This is a genomic window from Nostoc sp. DedQUE09 (assembly GCF_034530915.1).
Taxonomy (GTDB): domain Bacteria; phylum Cyanobacteriota; class Cyanobacteriia; order Cyanobacteriales; family Nostocaceae; genus Nostoc.
The window spans coordinates 78,079-99,345 of record NZ_JAVRCE010000019.1 but is presented as its reverse complement, the minus strand read 5'-3'; the positions used below and the strand labels follow the sequence as shown (position 1 = coordinate 99,345).

Here is a 21,267-nt window from a genome sequence, read left to right as displayed (position 1 = left end):
AAGGCAACACAGGCGATGGATTGGATATCAATAGCGATCGCAACTTCGTCTCACTTAAGAAAGTAGACCTGAGTGGTAATGGTGTTGGTGCAGCAATCGAAATCGAAGATGGACTCGAAATTGATGGTAGTAACAACACAATCACCATCGCTGACGCCACCATTAACAACAATCCCGGTGATGGTATTGACTTCAACGGCAGCAACAACAAGGTAACTGCTTCCAACATCAGCATCTCTGGTAATGGGGAAGATGGCATCGAAATCAGTGAAGGCAGCAACGATAATGTTCTCAACCTGACCAATGCCGATATCAAAGGCAACACAGGCGATGGATTGGATATCAATAGCGATCGCAACTTCGTCTCACTCAAAAAAGTAGACCTAAGTGGTAACGGTGTTGGTGCAGCAATTGAAATCGAAGATGGACTCGAAATTGATGGTAGTAACAACACAATCACGGTGAGTCACATCACTAGCAACAACAATCCGGGTGATGGCATTGACTTCAACGGAGACAACAACAAGGCTGTCATAACTGGTGCAACTATCATTGGCAATGGTGAGGATGGTATTGAAATCAGTGAAGGCAGCGATGACAACACGCTTACCGTCACCAAGAGCAAGATCAGCAACAATGCAGGTGAAGCGATCGCCAATCGAGGTAGCGACAACATCATCATCCATTAAGGCATCACGTCAAGCTTGCGTCACTACCGATGTAGGGAGTGGTAATCAAGCTTGTTAAAGTTCATAACTGATACTGTGTCAATTCAGGGGTCAGAAACCCTAGAGGTCTGCCAACCCAAAAATGCTAGGTGGAGGTTGGGTAAAGGGAAAAGGGTAAGGGATAAAAAACATGAGTCCCTTTCACCCTTCCCCTTTACCCCGCTTGCGTTGCCTTGGCGTACTACTAGATTCTGAACCCTGAATTTAACAAAAAAATACGCATTTTGCAGATTTTTAGCGAAATCGCGTTGATTCATTCAACAATTCGAGGTGTGATTCATGAAACTTCAAAAATTACCTGTATTACTGGCGATGGTGACTTTTTCATCCATTCCTTTTGTGTTTGCAGTCTCATCCGCTCAAGCTGCTGATTTAGCATTCAGCGCGAATTTTAGCAATGGATATTCAGCTAAAGGTTCGTTTACAACGAAAAGTGGCACTCCGGCTTCTTTCTCGGAAATTAATCCGAATTTTCCATCGGTTCCATTTACAACTCAATTTTTAGAATCCACGTCCCTATCGATTTTCGACTCCACTAATAGACTTCTTCAAAGTGGTAGTGGGGCGAACAACGGCATCTCAACTAATGCGTTCTTGCGTTTAGATTACGATAGTTCTCTAACTGCTAACCTTCCAGCCTTAAATGTCAGCACGGAGACACCTAGTCAGAATCCTTACTACTTTATCGGCAATAACGTTGATCCAAGTGGTAGACGCGTTGCACCTGGTAGCACTAATTACAACCTCTTTTTGTATGACAAAACTACTGACAACTATACTTTCTTAGGTGACACAACTAGCATTAAGGCAATATCCGTCCCTGAACCTTCTTCAGCATTAAGTTCACTCGCACTTGCTGCTTGTGGTGTTGGTGTTGCTTTGAAACGGAAGCTGAATTAATAAAACTTAGAAGCGATCCCCATTATTGAACCGAGGAAATGATGGGGCACAGCTGTTATACGAAAGGATGTAATGATGGAGCGATCGCGTTTTGTAATATTAATTCCGATCAATATCATTAAAAATCAAGAATAATAAGCAATAAAAAGGCGAAAGACGATCAATGCTCCGAAGGTGGCCTTGTACTACTCTAAAGCGTCAGTCTCGGAGAACAATCAGGAATTTAGCCTGATTTTCCGCTTGAGTGACCCGGCACCGTCACTCATCAAAAAGCAAATACCTTCAGCAGTAATGTGAGTGAAATTTTTGTTTAATTAATATCTTGCACCATTCTTAATAATGGAACTTAACCTAATTGCACTGATAATTAAAATCGCCAGCGCGGTTTATTTCCATGCCTAAAATTCGTTGCAAACATTATGGTCTAATTATTAGTTTTTTTATATCAGTCGATTATAGGTTAATAAAGTATCAGATTTGGAATGGACATTATTAGAAGGTTCTTTGAGAGAGTACGCTAGTAGTACTTATTTTCTCATGCCCAAATAGCAATAGTCAATGTTCGCTATCTAGTAGTCAAACTTTTAGCTATTCTCATTGCTGCACCTTGCTTATTGTATTTCTTGTGGAAATTTAGGTAAAACCTAAATCGATGTTTTTCCTAGACTGCCTCTCTAGGTTATCTGTTAAAATATTGCTTTGCTGCTAGTATCTGAAATGTTGTAAGCCACCTGTCTGTAGTAAAAGTTTAGTTAGAATAAACCCTCTACCTCAGCAAATTTCCGCAATCGTGGTATACACTGACGTTGATAGAAACTGCTTAATGTCGCAATTGACAGCCCAAAGTCTTGAGATAATTCTTTCCAGCTAACTTCCGGGGGTAAGCGCTTGAGAATTAATACCTGACAATTTACGTCTGGACGCCCTTTAATGTGAGTACTACGTAGTTCCATATCCGAGTCTGTCTCCACCCATGTCTCCAGGTTTTCCAAAATGGGAGGTGCTTGGGGGGTAGCTGGTATATTATCTATCGGGTCAATAGTTTCACCAATCTCACCCGACTTAGACTGACGAACCCCAAAGGAGACTGTTGTGGCTTTTTCTCGGTTTTGGTTGAGATAAAAATCTTGTAGTCTGCGTTTAAGGTAAGCATCCAGCCAATTAATCACACTACCTTGAGTCGAGTCATAGGCTTGACCTGTCAGACCATCACAAACGTTGCGGCAGAAATACAACCAAGTTTGTTGCAGTGCGTCTTGATAGTAGGGAGTATTTTCCTTCCAAAGTTTACCTTGTGTCAAACGAATGATTTGTGTGAGCAGTTTCTGACGTTGAGGGCTTCCAGGTGAGTGTCTACGGGCTTGGACAACTAAGGATGTTAGCTGTTCATTTAGATCCTCCTTACCTGAGGTTTTAAGCAACAGATGCTTGACTTTCTGGGCTACTGGTAGTGAATGACTCTGAATGTCTAAATCAGTAGTAACATCTTCTACAGTCAAAGAGTTCTTGCTTACTTCATCAGTTTCAATAGCAATACTATCCATGTTTCTTTGCTCAGATGCCTGAATACTGCGATGAATTGTTTCTTCAGGCGGGATAAAATCTTGGTTTATACAATTTTTTCGCATCTTATTTTCTTTCCTCAAATTTCTTTATTGGGCATACTTTGTAGGTTTGATGCAGTACCCAAGCATCTCTTTGCTTGATTTTTGATGCTGTCATTATCTGTCAGATATCAGAGGTAACAATAGCATGGTTGCAATGGGCAATACCCTTTTGCTCACCGACTCAATTCAATCCACATAATCAACTCAGTAGGAGGACATAATTAAATGTAAAACGCAAATCAAAAGAACCTGTTGCTGTTGGGGTTTTCCCTTCTGCTTCTATTTATTAGACGTTCTTGAGGTTCTGGATTGAAGTTTACTTTGACCATATCTTTAATTTAAGTAAATCATTCACTTTTTGACAGCATGAAAAAGTCATAATTCGTCAGGAATTTTGCCGTCAAAGTTTTATTAATTTATGTAAAAAATGTCAGTAACGTAAGAAAAAATCTCTTTTCCCACCTGTGTTAGCAATTTTGGATTATAAGTCTTGACTAAAGGTATCTTCCAGCAATCTCAGACTACATATTCATTTACAGAATTTTTGATACAAAACACTTTAGCGGGTTGCTGAAATAATGTTAGTATAAGGCGATATCGCGGACACTAGCACAGTGATATTCCTGTCCGTTTAACTCCAAATAATTGACAGTTATTTCCACGGCTATGTCCTGACCATCTTGAGTTCTTTGGCTAGACTCAAAAGTGAGAGAGCCTTTTTGTCTAACTTCTTCCCAGTGCGATCGCCAAGCAAGCATCGAAAAATTTGGATTTATATCGTAAACAGTCATGTTCAGCAATTGGGCGCGGGAGTATCCAAGATGACGACAGGCGGCTTCATTCACGTAAACAAGCTGGGCATCAGAATTGACAAAAAAGATAGAATCCTTAAATTTATCTAGATAAAACTGACTCAGGCGCAGGGCTGATTCTGCTTTTTGGCGATCGCTAATTTCCTGCTGCAAAAGTATATTTTGCTGGGTCAGTTGTTTTTGCAACCTTCGGATAGTCAAGTTATTTTCTACACGCGCAAAAACCTCTTCTTCACTAAAAGGTTTGGTAATATAATCCACTCCCCCAACTGCAAAAGCTTTAACTTTGTCAAAAACTTCATCCAAGGCGCTAATAAAAATCACCGGAATATCACGGGTTTTCTCTGAGGCTTTCAAATGTTGACAGACTTCATAACCATTCATTTCTGGCATCATGATGTCAAGCAAAATTAAATCGGGCGGTGCAGCTTGTGCTGTTTTCAAAGCTGTTTGTCCGTTAATAACTCTCCGAATTTCATAGCCAACCTGAGTTAGCATAGCGGATAAAAGTCGCAGATTATCGGGTGTATCATCAACAACAAGAATATTTGCTTTTGGTAGCTGAACTTGATGGTTATCCATATTTATTAGAAATAATTTATTAGAAAATAATTCAGGAGTCAGAAATCAGAATTCAGAATTTAATTGGAGTCCGACTGGTAAATCAATGAGTTTAGTATAAGATCCCTACCAAATCTTCTAGTGCATTCACTACACGAAGATTTAGCGATATTTAATTAGTGGCAGGTCTCAATCCCCACTTTCTTGTTCTGACTTTTGAATTCTGATTCAAAAATCATTTCTTACAGTTGTGTTAAATCAATCACTTTATCAATACGAAAGTTATTAACCCAATCAGACAGAGTGTTTGTTAAAAGAGCAGATTCTTCAGGAATTTGCTCAAGCAAGCTAAAAATCAGCTTTTCATCAGTACACAGTGCCGCTTGGTGGAGCTGTGCTACCCACTCAGTAGGCATTTGAGCCAGCATCTCTTCTAATGATAAAAGTTTAAGGTCGGAATTTTCGGCAAATTCGTCTTTTTGAAGGGGTTTATCTTCATATACATAACGCACCCCTAAATATTTAGACATCATATTCAAGATTACTTCCTCTCGGAACGGCTTACGTACAAAATCGTTGCAGCCAGCCGATAAAACCACAAAGCGCTCCTCATCAAAAGCACTAGCAGTTAGGGCAATAATGACAGTAGCTTGACCTTTTAAAGTAGCTCTAATTTGTTTAGTAGCTTCATACCCATCCATTACAGGCATCCGCATATCCATCCAAATTAGTTGTGGTTCCCAAGTTTCCCAAAGAGTCACCCCTTCTTGACCATTCTCAGCGTAACGTACCTCGAAGCCAAGGGATACTAGCATCTTAACTAGGAGTTCACGATTTTCCCATTTATCCTCAACTACTAAGATTCGGTATTTTGGTTGATTAGGCTCTAAACCAATTACTCGTCGTTTTAGCTGTCGAATTGGAGCTTCAGCTACTTCTGCGAGACTAATTTGAAGATCAAAAGAAAAAATCGTTCCTTGACCCAAAGTACTGCTAACAGTAATACTTCCCCCCATTAGATGCACGAATTGTTGGCTAATAGTTAGACCCAAACCTGTTCCTTGCTGAGATTTCTGACCTGCTTCTGTTTGGACAAAGGGCTTAAATAACTTTTCAATTTCGGCAGATGCAATCCCTGTCCCGGTATCTTCAACTTCAAAATGAAGCCAGAAGAATGAAGGGTGGGAGTTTTTTATTACTTGTGTACCTTCTTGTTGCTGTAGTTTACTTTCTTCCTTCATCCTAACTCGCAAACTCACGCCACCTTCTTGAGTAAATTTGATAGCATTACCAAGGAGGTTAATTAAGATTTGACGCAATTTACTTTCATCTGTATGCACATATCTAGGAACTTCAGGTCTACGCTCAAACATCAACTGTAAACCTTTGGATTCCGCTTTAATTTGAAACATCTCTTCAAGTGAATCAAGTAGAGTGTACAAATCAAAGCTATTGTTGTTCAGTGTCGTTAAACCCGCCTCAATTTTGGACATTGACAACACATCGTTAATCAAGGTAAGCAAATGTTCTCCACTGCGACTGATAATTTCTAAATGTTCCAACTGAGAAGCATTGATAGAAGAATCGCGCATCATTAGCTGAGTAAAGCCAAGAATGCTGTTAAGAGGAGTACGAAGTTCGTGACTCATGTTTGCGAGAAATTCGCTTTTGGCACGGTTGGCAGTTTCGGCTTCTTTGGCTTTTAGTTCTAATCTATGGCTGTAATTCTCTAACTGTTCGCCAGAGATTTTTAACTGCCGCGTTAGCCAAGACACTCCAATCAATAGAAATCCCATTGATAAGAATCCCACTAGCATCATCGTCCCCGCTAATCGCCGAGCCGGCGCAAAGGCTTCTTCCTGGTTCATCTCCACCATTAAGGCTAGGTCTTGATCGTTGAGCCAGTGATATACGCCAATTACTAACACTCCGGCGTAGTTTGGATAAAGTCCTTGGCCACTAATTCCACCCATTGCTGCATCAATACCTTGGCTGCTAACTCCTTGAGAAAAGTCTGGAGTTTTATCTTTATCTTTAGAAATAAAAGCATTTTTAGTTACTAAAGAACCAACTAAATAAGTTTCGCCACTCTTACCTAAACCTGTACGTTCTCGCACAATTTGATCTATTCTGTCTAAATTCAAATCAGCTAAAAGAACACCTTGGCGCACCTTGGCAGCATCACGTAGAGGCGTTGCAAAAGTAACTGATGGCTTGCGAGTAATCGGTGAGACATAGAAGATAGGGGCAAAAGAATCTCCTGGTTGAATTTGTTCAATATAAGTGATATTAGCTGAAATTTCATATTGACCTTCACGCTGCTTATTAGTAGACAAAATAATCCGATTACTACGATCGAGAATAGAAATTTCTCCCAGACTTGGCTTGATTTTAGCCATATTTGCGAGGTAATCAGAAAGAACTTTGTAAGCTTTACGATAATTTGCGTCAGAGGCTTTGGAATTTAAAAGTATTTGAAAATTATTTTGTACGTCTGGAAACTGAGTGACTAAGAGAAAGTCTCGTTGTTGGTCTTCAAACCAACGGGTAATTTCTTCCTCTTTCAGAGTAGCAGCAGCATTGAGTCGTTCAAAAGCAGCTTGCTTTAAAGCTTCCCTCGCATTCAGGAAAGCAAAGCCTCCAACTACACCTACAGTTACCAATGATAGGAATAAGAAGGAACTGGCAACTTTAATAGTTAGGTGCTGATTCCAGAATCTCATATATTTACAAGTTGTTTCTTATTCTAAAGATATTTATATTTTTTTTGATTCATGCAAATAGGCTATTCCTTTAGTTAATATAAATAATTATTGATTACCATTGAGCAAAAATTTGTTTAATCTGCTTAATTGCTTCATCAGTTGCTTGCTCTGAAGAAATTTTATCTACAATTATTCGATTAAGAGCTTTTCCCCAGATATTCTCCTCTAACACTACGCTGTATGCTGGGTTTTGGACATAATAGAACAACCGCGTTGAACCTTCCGTCACTGTGTTTACCGCAGTTGAAACGTGTGGGTCAGCTAGGTTTTTCCAAAATGGGTCTTGCCAAAGTGTCTTGATGACAGGTAAATTACAGCCTCCAGCAGCTTTCAGATACTTACCTATCACCTGTGATTGGGTGAGATATGCAAGAAAATCCAAAGCTTTTTTCTGCTGCTGGGAATCGGCGAACAAAACTGCTTGCCGAAGTGTGAGTAGATAACGCATTGGCTTGCCGTTGGGTTTGTTGGGAAATTTTAAAATACCAAGCTTATTGCGATAGGTGTCGCGATCTTGGCGCACAGAGCAAGGAATTGAAAGGGTGTTGTTAGGAGTCATCATCACCACACGGTTGAGCAAGCTGCGATTATTATCTGGATTTAACCAATTGAGTGCATCTGGTGGCACATAACCTTGTTGGTAAAATTTGGTATACCAATCTAATGCCTGGACAATTTTTTGTCTGACCTTTGGATCGTCGATCAGGAGTTTACCTTTTGAGTCGATAATTTGCACATCGTATGCTTCTAAAATATGCTCAAAAAAGATGTAGGTATCTGAAGCTCCAATAGAAAAAGGAAAACCTAACCCATAAATATTCTGTTTTTGCTGTTTTGCCCGCAGTTTGTTCTGTGCTTGTTTCCAAAACTCCCAAAACCCATCCCAATCTTTGGGGATATTCCTTTTGCTGCGACCTATTTGCTCTAGCAAGTCTCGCCAGTAGAAAATATGAACCGTTGCCTGATTAATTGGAACTGCATAGTAACTTCGCTTTTTTGCAGCATTATTATAATAATTAACAGCTTGCAGGGCATATTCAGGATAAAAATTCTTGACTGGCTCAATTACATCCGTTACATCCGCCAGTTTACCTTCCCAAGCCAAATGCGGATTCAACGCTCTTTCAGCGCCGTAACTCATCATGATATCGGGTGGATTACCCGCCTGAATGGCTCTACGCGCCTTCTGAGGTAACTCATCACCCATATAGAAAGAAAGCTTGACTTGATTACCAGTTTGTTTTTCCCAGTTGCTTACCAATTGCTGGATTGCTTCATCTTCATCGACGGTAAATCCTTTATCCCACCAAATCTTTAAAACTGTATGGTCAGCAGGGGAATGGGTGACTGAAGATTGTTTTAATTTCGGGGTGTTAGTACAAGCAATAATTATCAAACTGAGTGTCAATACGATGAACACATATCTGCGATAATGGTGATATTGTGCCCAATTCTGAGAGCCTTTAGCAATTTGACTAGCTTTTGTTTTGAATGTCATCTTTGTAAAAGCTTACTGCCATTGGTCAAAAATTTGCTTAATTCGTGCGATCGCTTCATCAGCTGCTTGCTCTGGAGAAATTTTATCTACAACAATTTGATTGATCGCCTTACCCCAAACATTATCTTTCAAAACCAAGCTATAAGCTGGGTTTTGGACAAAAGAAAATGGGCGAGTTTCTCTATTGAGAAATATATCAATGGCGGTCGAAAGATAAGGATCTTTTGAATCTTTCCAAAAAGGATCTTCCCACGCTGATGTTAAGACTGGTAAATGACGACCTCCAGAAGCTTTGAGATAATTTCCCATCACCTTTGGTTCTATTAAGTATGCAAGAAACTCCTTAGCTAGTTTCTGCTTCTGAGAATCGGCAAATAAAAACGCTTCCTTAACCGTAATTAAGTAGCGCATTGGCAAGCCATTAGGTTTATTTGGCAACTCTAAGATCCCAAGCTTTTGATAATATGTATCAAGGTTTTGCCGCACAGCAGCAGGAATTGAAAGCGAGTTGTTAGGAGTCATAACCACGCTTTGATTAAGTAAGCTACGATTGTTGTCTGGATTCAACCAATTTACGGCATCTGGTGGGACGTAGCCTTGCTGATAAAAATTTGTGTACCATTTTAAGCTATTAATAATACCTTGACGCACTTTCGGATCGTCAAGGAGGAGTTTATCCTTAGAATCTAAAATTTGCACATCGTATGCTTCTAAAATCTGCTCAAACCAGTAGTAGGTATCAGCAGAACTAATGCCGAAGGTAAACCCTAACCCATAAATATTCTGTTTTTTATCTGGTATTTTTTTTGTTCGTAAGTCATTCTGTATTTGTTTCCAAAACTCCCAAAATGCATCCCAATCTTTTGGTATATCACTTTCTTTACGACCTATTTGCTTTAGCAAATCTCGCCAGTAGAAAATGTGAATAGTTGCTTGGCTCATTGGCAAAGCATAGTAGCTTCGCTTTTGAGTAACATTGTTATAAAACTGAACAGTTTTGAGGATTTTTTCCGGATAAAAACTTTTAAGTGGCTCAATTACATCTGATACATCTGCTAGTTTGCCTTCCCAGCTAAAACGGGGAATAATTTCTCGATCGGCAGTATAACTGGTAACAATATCAGGCAAGTTACCAGCCTGAATTTCTCTTTGAATCTTCCGTGTTAGCTCATCTGTGGAGTATAAAGAAAGCTTGATTTTGTTGCCAGTTTGTTTTTCCCACTGGCTAACTAGTTGCTTAAGGGCTTCATCCTCTTCCTGAGTAAAACCTTTATCCCACCAAATTCTTAAATCGGTACTTTCACTGGATAATTTATTAAGTGGGGAAGGGGATGATTGATATGTGTTGGTGCAAGCAACAATTATCAAGCAGAGGATCAATGCTATGAGTGCGTAGCAACGGGTGGTTAGTCTTGGTACTACGCTAAAAGCTTCCTTAGCTGTTTGCTGATTCTTCAGGACTTGAGTAATCTGACTAGCTTTTTTTCTGGACACCACACTTCTAAAGCTTATATTTAAACTGAATAGATATACTCAATTTAAGGCTTTTTGTTGATCTCTCAATAATTGACAAGCGATCGCTCTTGCAGGAGATGGGCAACTGCTTGATTTTGGATACATAGCCTCGCCATTTGTACTGGTTAGAGTAATTATTCTACCGCGTGGCTTAATAATTCCATTAATGAATCGAATGCGAGGTGCTTAATATAGCACCTCACATTCTGAAGATTTCTATTTGACTGTGGGGTTGAGGATTAAACAACTAGAACGTTATTTTGACTTAGTGACACTCCACTAGATAGTTGTGCAAATTGTACCTGAGTAAATCCACCCGCACTGCCATCTTGGTCAAAATATAGCGCACCTGTAGTATTGTTATAGATAAATCGCTGATTGCTCGTTGTTGCAGATGTTCCAAGGGTAAAAGAGCTAGCTGAGAGTAAACCTGATGATAACCCGCCACCAAAACCAGCAGCCGATACCTGAATCAGTTCATTAGTCGCGTTGAAATTATAAATGCTATCAACGTCTTCATTGAAACTACTGAAAACAAAGGTATCAGTACCAGCTCCTCCATAAAGGTTATCATTGCCTTTGCCACCTTTGAAGGTGTTTTTACCAGAGGCACCAGCGGCTGTGAGAGTATCATTGCCATCGCCTCCATCCAGTAGGTTATTGCCTGATGAATAGTCAACAATCAAGCGATCGTCATTAGCACCACCATTGAGCGTGTTATTGCCAGAGACAGTATAAGTTCCGTATAAAGAATATAAGGAAGCTGAACCCGCGGCTGTGAGAGTATCATTGCCATCACCCCCATTCAGTAGGTTATTGCCTGATGAATAGTTAGTAACTAAGTTATCGTCACCAGCACCACCATTGAGGGTATTCTTACCAGAGATAGCATCGAGATAAAAATTGCCTCGGTAGTCGTCGTAGGAGCCAGAGACGTCAAGAGAATCATTATCATCACCACCAGAGAGCAAATTATTACCATTTGAATAGTCAGCACTCAAGCTATCCTTACCTGCACCACCAAGAATCGTGTTATTTCCACGTCCCCCGGAGAGCGTATCATTGCCATTGCTCCCCACAATCAAATCATCATAATTTGTACCTGAGATATTTAATTGTTCGATATTCTTGTAGCTAACCTGATTCTGTCCTGCTGTAATCGAACCAGTGTTAGTAGCAACATTGAATGTCGTTGTGATTCCCTGGCCGATGGAATAGTTATAGAAAGACAACAAATCGTTACCTTTCCCTCCATCTATAGTATCCTTGCCATCGCCTCCGGTGAGCGTATCATTTCCATTACTCCCTACAATCAAGTCATTGTAGGCTGTACCTGAGATATTTAATCGTTCAATATTCTTGTAGCTAACCTGATTCGTGCCTGATGTAATGGAGCCAGTGTTAGTAACAGCATTGAATGTCGTTGTGATTCCCTCACCCACGCTAGAATTACTGTAATAATAGGCTTCCAATAAATCATCACCTTTTCCGCCATCGATAGTATCATTGGCACTACTTGCGTAGAGCGAGATAGTATCATTGCCATTACTCCCCACAATCAAGTCATTGTAGACTGTACCTGAGATATGTAATGCATCGATATTCTTATAGTTAATCAGATCCGTGCCCGCACTAATGGAGCCAGTGTTAGTAACAGCATTGAATGTCGTTGTGATCCCCCCACTAGGATAGATATACGAAATGCTCAACAAATCGTCACCTGTCCCCCCATCTACTGTTTGAGTCGCTAAGGAAGGTGGAGAAGTATATAGGACGAAAGAGAAGGAATCATTTCCATTCCCTCCATTGAAAATGTTATTACCAAACCGTCCCTGGGCTTTTTTGTCGTCGTAGTAGCCAGAGGCGCTAAGAGAATCATTGCCATCTCCTCCATTGAGGATGTTATCTCCCGTTGAATAGTTAACACTCAATTGATCGTCACCAGCACCACCATCGAGAGTGTTATCACCGGAGGTAAAAGAGGCGGAATAGTCGTATTCGCGAGAGGCGCTAAGAGAGTCATTGCCATCTCCTCCATTGAGGATGTTATCGCCTGTTGAAAAGTTAGCATCTAATTGATCGTCACCAGCACCACCATTGAGGGTGTTAGTGCCATCTGTCTTAGAGGCAGAGAGATTATCATTGCCATCTTCTCCATTGAGGATGTTATCGCCTGTTGAAGAGGTAGCACTTAATTTATCGTTACCAACACCACCGTTAAGGATGTTATCGCTTGTTGAATAATCAACATTCAAGTAATCGTTACCTTCACCGCCAAAAATTGTATCATTGCCATAATTTGAATCGTTGCCACTACTGCCTCCGAAGAGTAAATCGTTGCCATTGCTTCCGACAATAAAATCAGCGTAGGTTGTACCTCTAATGTCTAATTGTTCGATATTGTTGTAATTAATCTGATTTGTGCCAGCCTGAATTGAGCCAGTGTTAGTAGCAGCATCGAAACTCGAAGTGATTCCTTTGGTAGCACGGGTGTAATATACAGACAAATAATCCTGACCTGTTTCTCCATTTACACTTTGAGTCGTTAAGGAAGAGGGGGCAATTTTTGAAGCGGACAAATGGAAGTCATCATTACCAGCGCCTCCATTTAGAGTGTTTCTACCCCGGACTTCATCGGCGTAAAAGGAATCATCGCCGTCTTTGCCTGAAACCGTATTGTTGCCAGCAGAATAGCTAATATCAAGGTAGTCATCCCCTGCATCTCCACTGAGGATGTTATTTCCAGAAGAATAGGAAGCATCAAGGGTATCATTTCCCTCATCACCCCGCACCAGATTATTACCAGTACCACCACGGAGAGAGTCGTTATCTGTGCCACCACGGAGGGAATCGTTATCTGTGCCACCAAGGAGAGTATCATTGCCTGCACCACCAATGAGGGTATCATTTCCGGCATCACCGCTTAAAAGGTCGTTGCCATTTTTGCCATCGATGATATCATCACCCACTTTAGCGTTAATTGTATCTGCATCCTGACTACCCAATAGAGTATCCTTGCCGTTGGTTCCAATGATATTTACCATAACTCTTACCTTCCTGAATCGATTTTTTGAGTAATTTCAGCTATTAACTTGTTGTTAATGTTGTTTAAGGACACACAGAAATCGCCGAGAGTTAACGCTTTCGACATACTTTTATGTCACCCTTGAGAGGTAGCAATTTTCTCGAAGATTTACCTTATTGATAAGCTTGTAAGCAGGACTTATCTAACTGAGTTGAAAAAGGCAGGAGGTTCAAAGTTCAAGTCTTTACCTATTCCTTATTTCCTTTTTCATTCGTTATTTGTGTACCGTTATAATGCTATTTACGACTATCTAAGTCGTTAGCATTGTACATATTTATGAGCGTGTATTTAGAAAAACACATGGTTTCACGCTTTTTTATCATTCTTGATCCGCAGATGAACCCAGCCATCACTGACAAAGTGTCGAAAAATCAAGCTTGAGTGCCTAAAACCCACACTTCATATTTTTTATCAAAGCGTAAGCCCTACTGTCGTAAATATAGAGAATAATTCACTTTCGATAGGGAAAGAATTTTTATGCAGTTGTTGTGGGTTCTTACCCGTGGGTGTGTAGCTTAAAAATAGGGAACATCTAAATAACACTTTGATAACCATATCTGAATATTTACTGAGATGTCCACACTTAAAGACATATCTTTGCATACTCTTCACATTCTTTGCCGATCAGTATAATGTCAGTACTTCTCTTTATGTATTCTTCATGTCTTTAATAGCCATTAATAATCAGAATGCAGCAGCTAAACAGCACCTAAACAGTTGTTTATGCTCATGTAGCGTGTCGTCCCCTCTAGTAGACCAGCAAATTGTAAGAGTTTTTGCAATCTTGGGTTATGCTGCGAGGTTCTGACGACGAGTTACAAGAGTTGAAAGCGATCGCTTCGCTGTAGAGCATTGCCACATTATCAAGAGCTACTTAGGGATAACCTCCACCAAACATACTCTCGTAGCGTAGGCGTAGCCTGTCCTAGCCATCTCAAAGAAACTACTGAGGACGGTGAATCTGAAACTGGATTATATTGGGAAGTTTTGGACAATAATAGATTTTTATTAAAAAAAACAGTCGTCAGGAAATGAAGGCGTATTAAATAGTGGATTTCTTTAACCATGGCAATTTGAAAAAAGAATGCAATATCAATATATAGATACAAGAGAGTGCCCATTATGGTTAGCAAAAATTTTTTGAATTGGCATCAGTATAGTATTCATATAGATGGCAGTAAACGTCAACTAGCACTTATAGATATATAAATTTATTTCCCTTTACTTAATTAATTCTTCATACAATCAATTGGTGTATCGATTTAACGTAGTATATGCTTCTTGTTTACAGCTATTTTCAGGTCGATAGACCACGCGGTAGGGGCGCAAAGCCTTGCGCCCCTACGATAGGTGTGATTCAAATACATGAAAACTGCTCTAAGTAGGCAAAGAAAATAGTTATGTCATATTCAAAGCTCAATCGGCGCTATTTTATTCTGGCAATGCTAACTAGAAGGGTACGATCGCGATCGCATCCTTCCTAATGATGTGGTCGAACCGATCCGTTTTTCACGGTTGGGTGCATTGCAAATACCCATTGCCGAAAGTAGTGGTGGTATCTCTGCACGCGAGCTGTTCGAGATTGTTATTCGAGTAATGCATGAACTCTGATAATTTCAAGGATCGTGCGATCGCAAACGACGAGATCGACAGTACATCACTGCCAACGCCAAGATTCTTCTAGATTAACCACCTTGTATGGTAATTTCTGAGCTTGATAAATAAATGTAAAGAATAAGTTGGCATTGCATAAATTTTGCTTTCTAGCTTGATGAATTAACTAAAAAGCGAAAAAATTGAACGTATATGGAAAAAGACTTGCGGAAACTAGAGCGTGAAACCCTTCTCCAGTTGGCTTTGGAACAACTGGTGGACATCATTGTGAAGCAGGCGATCGACTTTTGTGAGAACTGGGTCAAATAGAAATCGGGGTAGGAACCCTAGTAACCACAAATGAAAGATATAGATAGTGCAGTGGATAAAAGTGTTAACTCTCTCAAAGAGTGGATACAACAGACGCAGCCCAATATCTATGCAGATGAAACACCTTGGGTGGTCAAAGGTGTAAAACAATGGTTGTGGATTTTTGCCAACACAGTTTTTAGTAGCAAATAAGATGCGTTTGCTCTATGCTAGTGATAGCTATTTAGGCAGTGTCTAGACCAAGAAACCAGATATCCGCTCAATAAATCGGGGCAAACTACCAGTTTAGGAACGAGTTTACGCCATTTGAGCCCTTGTTACTGAGCGATTTACCCCGGATTATTGAGCGGTTAAGAAACCAGTTTAAGTAAATGCTGCATTTATTTGAACTACCTATCTAAGGTTTCTCGCCGCTGACCTACGGTGTACACACATCTTTGTATAACAAAATCGTTGAAGATCCCCCTAAATCCCCCTTAAAAAGGGGGACTTGAAGGGCTTTTGCCCCCCTTTTTAAGACTACGGCGTATACACAAGTCCTAAAATCCTTGCCTGGTAAGATACAAGCCTTAGCAGGTAAGGTTTTGAACTGAGCAAGCTGATTATCAATAGTGTCAGCTTATTGATAGAGGTTTAACGGAAAATCAAGGATTTTAAAAATAATTTTCCGTTCTTTTGTGTCCATTTGATTCCCAACTCAACTTGTGTATACACGGTAGCTTTTTAAGGGGGGTTGGGGGGATCAAAAGCTTGTCAGACAATGTTAAAAGACTTGTGTGTACACCGTAGCCCCGCTAGCGGGGCTACTCATAGATGACAACTCTTCTAGCGAATATCTCTGAATCAAACTTATAACCGAGGGGATTGATATGGCAGACATTATTGGAGACAACAGCAATAACACTCTAATTGGCACGTTTGAGAATGACGCTATCCTTGGTCAGGGCGGTGATGATAACCTCTTTGGTCGGAGCGGCAATGATGACCTCTTGGGTGGGGCTGGCAATGACTCGCTTAATGGCGAGGACGGCAATGACCTTCTCAATGGTGAGGACGGCGAGAATACCCTGCTTGGTGGGTTCGGCGATGATGTCCTCCTTGGTGGATCTAGCAATGACCTTATCGATGGTGAGGAGGAGAACGATCAACTCCTTGGCAAAGGCGGTGACGACACCCTGCTTGGTGGGTTCGGTAATGATGCTTTCCTTGCTGGATCTGGCAATGACCTTCTCGAAGGCGGGGACGGAAATGACCAACTCGCTGGAGAAGACGATGACGACCAACTCTTTGGCGGGGAAGGGTTTGACACCCTCAATGGGGGGGCTGGCGATGACCAGATTGATGGCGAGGATGGCAATGACAACTTGATTGGTCAGGCTGGCGATGACACCCTCCTTGGCGCGGCTGGCAATGACCGACTCGAAGCCGGGGACGGGGAGGATCAAATCTTTGGTGGGACTGGCAATGATACTGCTGACTATTCAAATAGCACTGCTGGTGTCACCGTTAACCTAGCGACTGGAACTGCCAGTGGAGGGGCTGGGAATGATGTCCTATTTAATATCGAACAAGTTTTTGGTTCTGGTTTCAACGATTCCCTAACTGGCGGGCGCGGTAATGACACCCTCTTTGGTAGAGGTGGCAATGACCTGCTTGATGGTGGAGTTGGCAATGACCTGCTGGATGGCGAGGAAGGCAACGATATTGTCCGTGGTGGGGCTGGCGATGACACCTTGCGTGGTGGAACTGGCAATAACCAACTCTTGGGTGGAGCTGGTGTTGATACTGCTGATTATTTCAGTGCCACTGCCGGAGTCACAATTAACCTTGCCACTGGAACCGCTACAGGGCAGGGCAGGAATGATGTCCTGTTGGAGATTGAAAGAATCGTTGGTTCTAGGTTCAATGACACCATCCTTGGCGGAGCTGGCAATGACTTCTTCCTCAGTGGTGGGGACGGGAATGACTCTGTCAATGGTGAGGCTGGTAATGACCGCCTCTTTGGCGATAACGGCAATGACACCCTCCTTGGCGGAACTAACGACGACTTTATCAATGGCGGGTACGGCAATGACTCCCTGCTTGGCGGTAGCGGCATTGACATCCTGCTTGGTGGGGCTGGCAATGACCAACTCTTTGGTGAGGACGGGAGTGACACTCTCATTAGTAGAGAAGGCAATGATACCCTGCTAGGCGGCAGCGGCAATGATATTCTGCTTGGTGGAACTGACAATGACCAGCTCCAAGGTGGAGGCGGGGATGACCAACTCTTTGGTGGAGATGGCGTTGATACTGCTGATTATTTAAATGCCACTGTCGGAGTCACCGTTGACCTTGGCACTGGAACTGCCAGTGGGGGAGATGGGAGTGATGTCCTGTTCAATATCGAGCAAGTCTTTGGTTCTAGCTTTAGTGACTCCCTGATTGGAGGAGGCAGTAGTGATACCCTCTTTGGCAGAGGCGGCAATGACACCTTGTTTGGTGGGGATAGCGATGACTTTCTTGATGGTCAGGAAGGTAATGATCTCGTCTTGGGCGAGGATGGGAATGACAGCCTGTTTGGCGGGGCTGGCAATGACCGAGTCGAAGGAGGAGAAGGCAATGACACCCTCCGTGGCGGGGTCGGCAATGACATTCTCCTTGGAGGGCCTGGAAATGATGTCTTCATAGGCGTTGATACTAACGGTTCTGATTCTCCTGGATTAGGGGAGGTTGATACCCTAACTGGAGGGCCTGGGGAAGATCAGTTCTTACTTGGAGATGCTACTAATGTCTTCTATGACGATAACAACAGTGGAAGTAGTGGTTTGGCAGACTACGCTACCATCAGTGGCTTCAACTCCAACGAAGATACAATCCAGCTTAAAGGAACAGTGGCAGACTATCGCTTGCAGACGGTGGGAGCCGATACAAGGGTCTTTCTGGACAACTCAGGAGAGCTAGATGAACTCATTGGTGTTGTGCAAGCGTCGTCTCTGAGGCTTGATAGTGACGACTTCCTGTTCTACGAGAAAGAAGATGCTGGACAAGGGACAAACAACACACTAGCCACTGCTGAGAAGCTAGGTAATTTAACATCAGGTTCAGAAGTTAATACCTCTGCTCAACTGGCAAGGCTTCCAGGGAACAATCCTGATTTTGACTTTTTCACATTTTCTTTAGCTAATCCAGGAACTGTGACTATTAACACGCCGAATTATAGCAATAGCTATCCAGTTCTCGGCCTATTTAATAGTGCTGGGAACTTACAGAGTTCCAGTACTTCTCAATCAATCACCGCTTCATTAGGGGCAGGTACTTACTCCATTTCAGTAAGTGATTATGATTACTTCCCTCAAAATGGCGGAACTTTCAGTTCTGGCTTTTTTGACCCTGGTGCTTATACGCTAGAAGTCACTGTAGCCTAAAGACAAATGGTACTAAGAAAAGCGGAAACAGTTGCCAATTAAGAAGTTCGCAGTTGTTTACGTAATTATTGTCAGTCTACTAATGCAAAACAAGGGTTTTGCATTAGTAGACTTTATTTGTGTAGTAGCGAATTATATTTGCCCAATATTTTTAAAACATCCTCTGAGCTAGGTAGAGTTAAAATACTGGAATCTCGATGACAAATTCTGTTCCTTCGCCAAGTATAGAATTGCAACTCAAGCCTCCATCATGGGTTTCCTCAACAATTTGACGAGCGATGTCTACGACGGGGTACGCCTACGCTAAAAGTAAAAATTCTTGTAAAGACACCAAATCTGGCGTCTGGTAACAAGCAAAATAATCTTTCAGAGAAATCCCACCAAAATCTTCCATTAGCAACGCATAACCATTTTGATACGCCTCCAGGCTGTAGGTTTGGACGATCGCAGATGAGTGAAGATTTTTGGCAATTGTGTACTGATTGCGAAACTGCAACAGATCGCTGAAACTGGGATATGAATTTTTTAGCAGTTTAATTACTACAGGTAATGAGTCAGTTTCTCGAAACCCCCCATAAACTAGAGTTCTGGAACCATTGTAGATTTCTCGTATCTGAGAATACTGACCATACTGCTAAACCCTGGTGATTTCTGAATTTATTGTTTCCAAATCAGTAACATAAATTTATGTGTGTTATTTAATACAAATAATCATAAGAAATCATCGCAGTAGATAAAACTGTATTTGATGTCCCAAATTCAAAGGCGAATAGCCGTTCAGAAACGAGAACATCTTGCTAGAAGAAAGAAAAGTTGTTAGAAAAGCCTTAAATAATACTCAAAGAAGAAACAAAAGGAAAAAGGTGAGAAAAACCCACCTCTTAAGAATCGATATGATAGAAAAGTAAATAAAATTTAAAAAATATTTATCGAATGGTAGATCAATCATCTGGCTTGTCCAAGGTCAAAGATTCAATAACACAAAAACTCTTCTTGGGTAATGAACCAAATGCAGAGTTAATTGCAATTCTCACCGTTTACTTTGTCCAAGGAATTTTAGGGCTATCGCGTCTAGCCGTTAGCTTTTTTCTCAAAGATGAACTACTCCTGAGTCCAGTTCAGGTATCGGCGCTATTGGGAATTGTCTTCCTACCTTGGATGATCAAGCCGGTGTTTGGTTTTATCTCTGATGGCTTGCCTATATTTGGCTATCGTCGCCGTCCTTACTTAATTTTATCCGGGATACTGGGAACTGCATCTTGGATGAGTCTGGCCACAATAGTTAATACTAGCTGGGCAGCTACCTCAGCGATCGCTCTTGGTTCTCTCTCCGTCGCCATGAGTGATGTTATCGTTGACTCGCTAGTTGTAGAACGAGCCAGAGGCGAATCGCAAGCAAAAGCCGGTTCGCTCCAATCTCTGTGCTGGGGTGCTTCTGCGATCGGAGGTTTAATAACAGCCTACTGTAGCGGTCTGCTGCTCCAATACTTTAGTACCCGTACCGTCTTTGGGATTACCGCTTTATTTCCGCTGATCGTTTCAGGGGTGGCTTGGTTAATTGCTGAGTCCCCCGTTAGCAAAGATGCTCAAGATGGTAATCAGACCAACCCATTACCAATCAAACATCAACTAGACCAGCTACGCCAAGCCATTAGCCAAAAAGCAATTTGGCTACCAACGGCATTTATCTTCATCTGGCAAGCTACTCCAAATGCTGACTCAGCCTTTTTCTACTTCGCTACCAACGAACTCCACTTTGAACCAGAATTTTTGGGGCGAGTAAACTTGGTGGGAAGTTTCGCTTCTTTGGCAGGTGTTTGGATTTTTCAACGTTTCCTCAAAAGCATCCCTTTTCGCGTGATTTTTGCTTGGAGTACCGTCCTTTCGTCACTTTTGGGGATGACGATGCTGTTGTTGGTGACTCACACAAACAGGCTATTGGGTATAGATGACCACTGGTTTAGTTTGGGTGATAGCTTGATTCTGACTGTGATGGGTAAAATTGCCTTTATGCAAGTGATGGTGCTAGCAGCAAGGCTTTGTCCCTCTGGTGTGGAAGCGACATTATTTGCCTTGTTAATGTCAGTATATAATTCAGCCGGAACGGTTTCTCATGCATTCGGGGCATTAATCACATATTGGCTGGGGATCACTGCAACAAACTTTGAGTCACTTTGGCTCTTGGTGGTAATTACTAACCTCAGCACACTGTTACCCCTACCATTTATCAAATGGCTACCTGCTGCTGAAGAGCAAGCTGAGACATCCATTGATGGGGAACAAGCGTTTTTGCCAGATTTGATGTCTGAGTTAGTACTGAGAGAACCAGAGTCAAAAATAGTCGAATAGTGTAATAAATCTCACGCCAATTCGAGCCAGTGCGCTGCCTTACCGTGCTAGCAACTGGCGTAGTAAAGTTGCAAAGAAATTATTTTGAGCAACTACAAATTTTGGTGCAAGGTAACA

The 21,267-nt window shown here is 41.6% G+C and carries 10 protein-coding genes and 2 pseudogenes; 5 read left to right on the top strand and 7 right to left on the bottom strand.

All coding sequences use genetic code 11. The features are described 5' to 3' along the window. Together RMY27_RS14900 and RMY27_RS14895 are read left to right on the top strand one after the other, a co-directional pair. Positions 1-689 (top strand): right-handed parallel beta-helix repeat-containing protein (locus RMY27_RS14900; RefSeq protein WP_322664410.1); only part of this gene is annotated, 689 nt, incomplete at its 5' end. 318 nt (positions 690-1,007) lie between these two features. Then, positions 1,008-1,628, top strand: coding sequence for a hypothetical protein (locus RMY27_RS14895; RefSeq protein WP_322664408.1), 621 nt, complete (start codon positions 1,008-1,010; stop codon positions 1,626-1,628). Between the two features lie 752 nt (positions 1,629-2,380). Here RMY27_RS14895 and RMY27_RS14890 read toward each other — a convergent pair. The 6 genes from RMY27_RS14890 to RMY27_RS14865 form a co-directional block, all read right to left on the bottom strand. Further along, positions 2,381-3,049 carry a sigma-70 family RNA polymerase sigma factor gene (locus RMY27_RS14890; RefSeq protein WP_322664435.1) on the bottom strand — a complete coding sequence of 223 codons (669 nt, stop codon included), beginning with the start codon at positions 3,047-3,049 and terminating at the stop codon, positions 2,381-2,383. A gap of 767 nt (positions 3,050-3,816) precedes the next feature. Then, positions 3,817-4,629, bottom strand: coding sequence for a response regulator (locus RMY27_RS14885; RefSeq protein WP_322664406.1), 813 nt, complete (start codon positions 4,627-4,629; stop codon positions 3,817-3,819). Between the two features lie 221 nt (positions 4,630-4,850). Beyond that, a complete protein-coding gene (locus RMY27_RS14880; RefSeq protein WP_322664404.1) occupies positions 4,851-7,331 on the bottom strand; it encodes a hybrid sensor histidine kinase/response regulator in 2,481 nt (826 codons plus the stop codon). A gap of 94 nt (positions 7,332-7,425) precedes the next feature. Then, on the bottom strand, positions 7,426-8,871 hold the full coding sequence (locus RMY27_RS14875) for an ABC transporter substrate-binding protein (RefSeq protein ID WP_322664402.1): 1,446 nt from the start codon (positions 8,869-8,871) through the stop codon (positions 7,426-7,428). Between the two features lie 12 nt (positions 8,872-8,883). Continuing rightward, positions 8,884-10,365, bottom strand: a complete 1,482-nt coding sequence (locus RMY27_RS14870; RefSeq protein WP_322664400.1) for an ABC transporter substrate-binding protein — start codon at positions 10,363-10,365, stop codon at positions 8,884-8,886. A 260-nt stretch (positions 10,366-10,625) separates the two neighbouring features. Next, a complete protein-coding gene (locus RMY27_RS14865; RefSeq protein ID WP_322664398.1) occupies positions 10,626-13,430 on the bottom strand; it encodes a calcium-binding protein in 2,805 nt (934 codons plus the stop codon). Positions 13,431-15,378: 1,948 nt separating this feature from the next. Between RMY27_RS14865 and RMY27_RS14860 the strand changes: the two are divergent. After that, positions 15,379-15,574 (top strand): annotated as a pseudogene (locus RMY27_RS14860) (IS66 family transposase); the annotation flags it as partial. Between the two features lie 689 nt (positions 15,575-16,263). After that, positions 16,264-18,801 (top strand): hypothetical protein, encoded by a 2,538-nt coding sequence (locus RMY27_RS14855; protein ID WP_322664396.1) that lies wholly within the window; start codon positions 16,264-16,266, stop codon positions 18,799-18,801. Positions 18,802-19,102: 301 nt separating this feature from the next. On the opposite strand, the pseudogene RMY27_RS14850 reads toward RMY27_RS14855, so the two are convergent. Continuing rightward, positions 19,103-19,414, bottom strand: a pseudogene (locus tag RMY27_RS14850) (hypothetical protein); the annotation flags it as partial. Between the two features lie 320 nt (positions 19,415-19,734). Here RMY27_RS14850 and RMY27_RS14845 point away from each other — a divergent pair. Next, positions 19,735-21,150: a folate/biopterin family MFS transporter gene (locus tag RMY27_RS14845; protein WP_322664394.1), complete on the top strand. Its 1,416-nt coding sequence runs from the start codon at positions 19,735-19,737 to the stop codon at positions 21,148-21,150. The last annotated feature ends 117 nt before the right edge of the window (positions 21,151-21,267 follow it).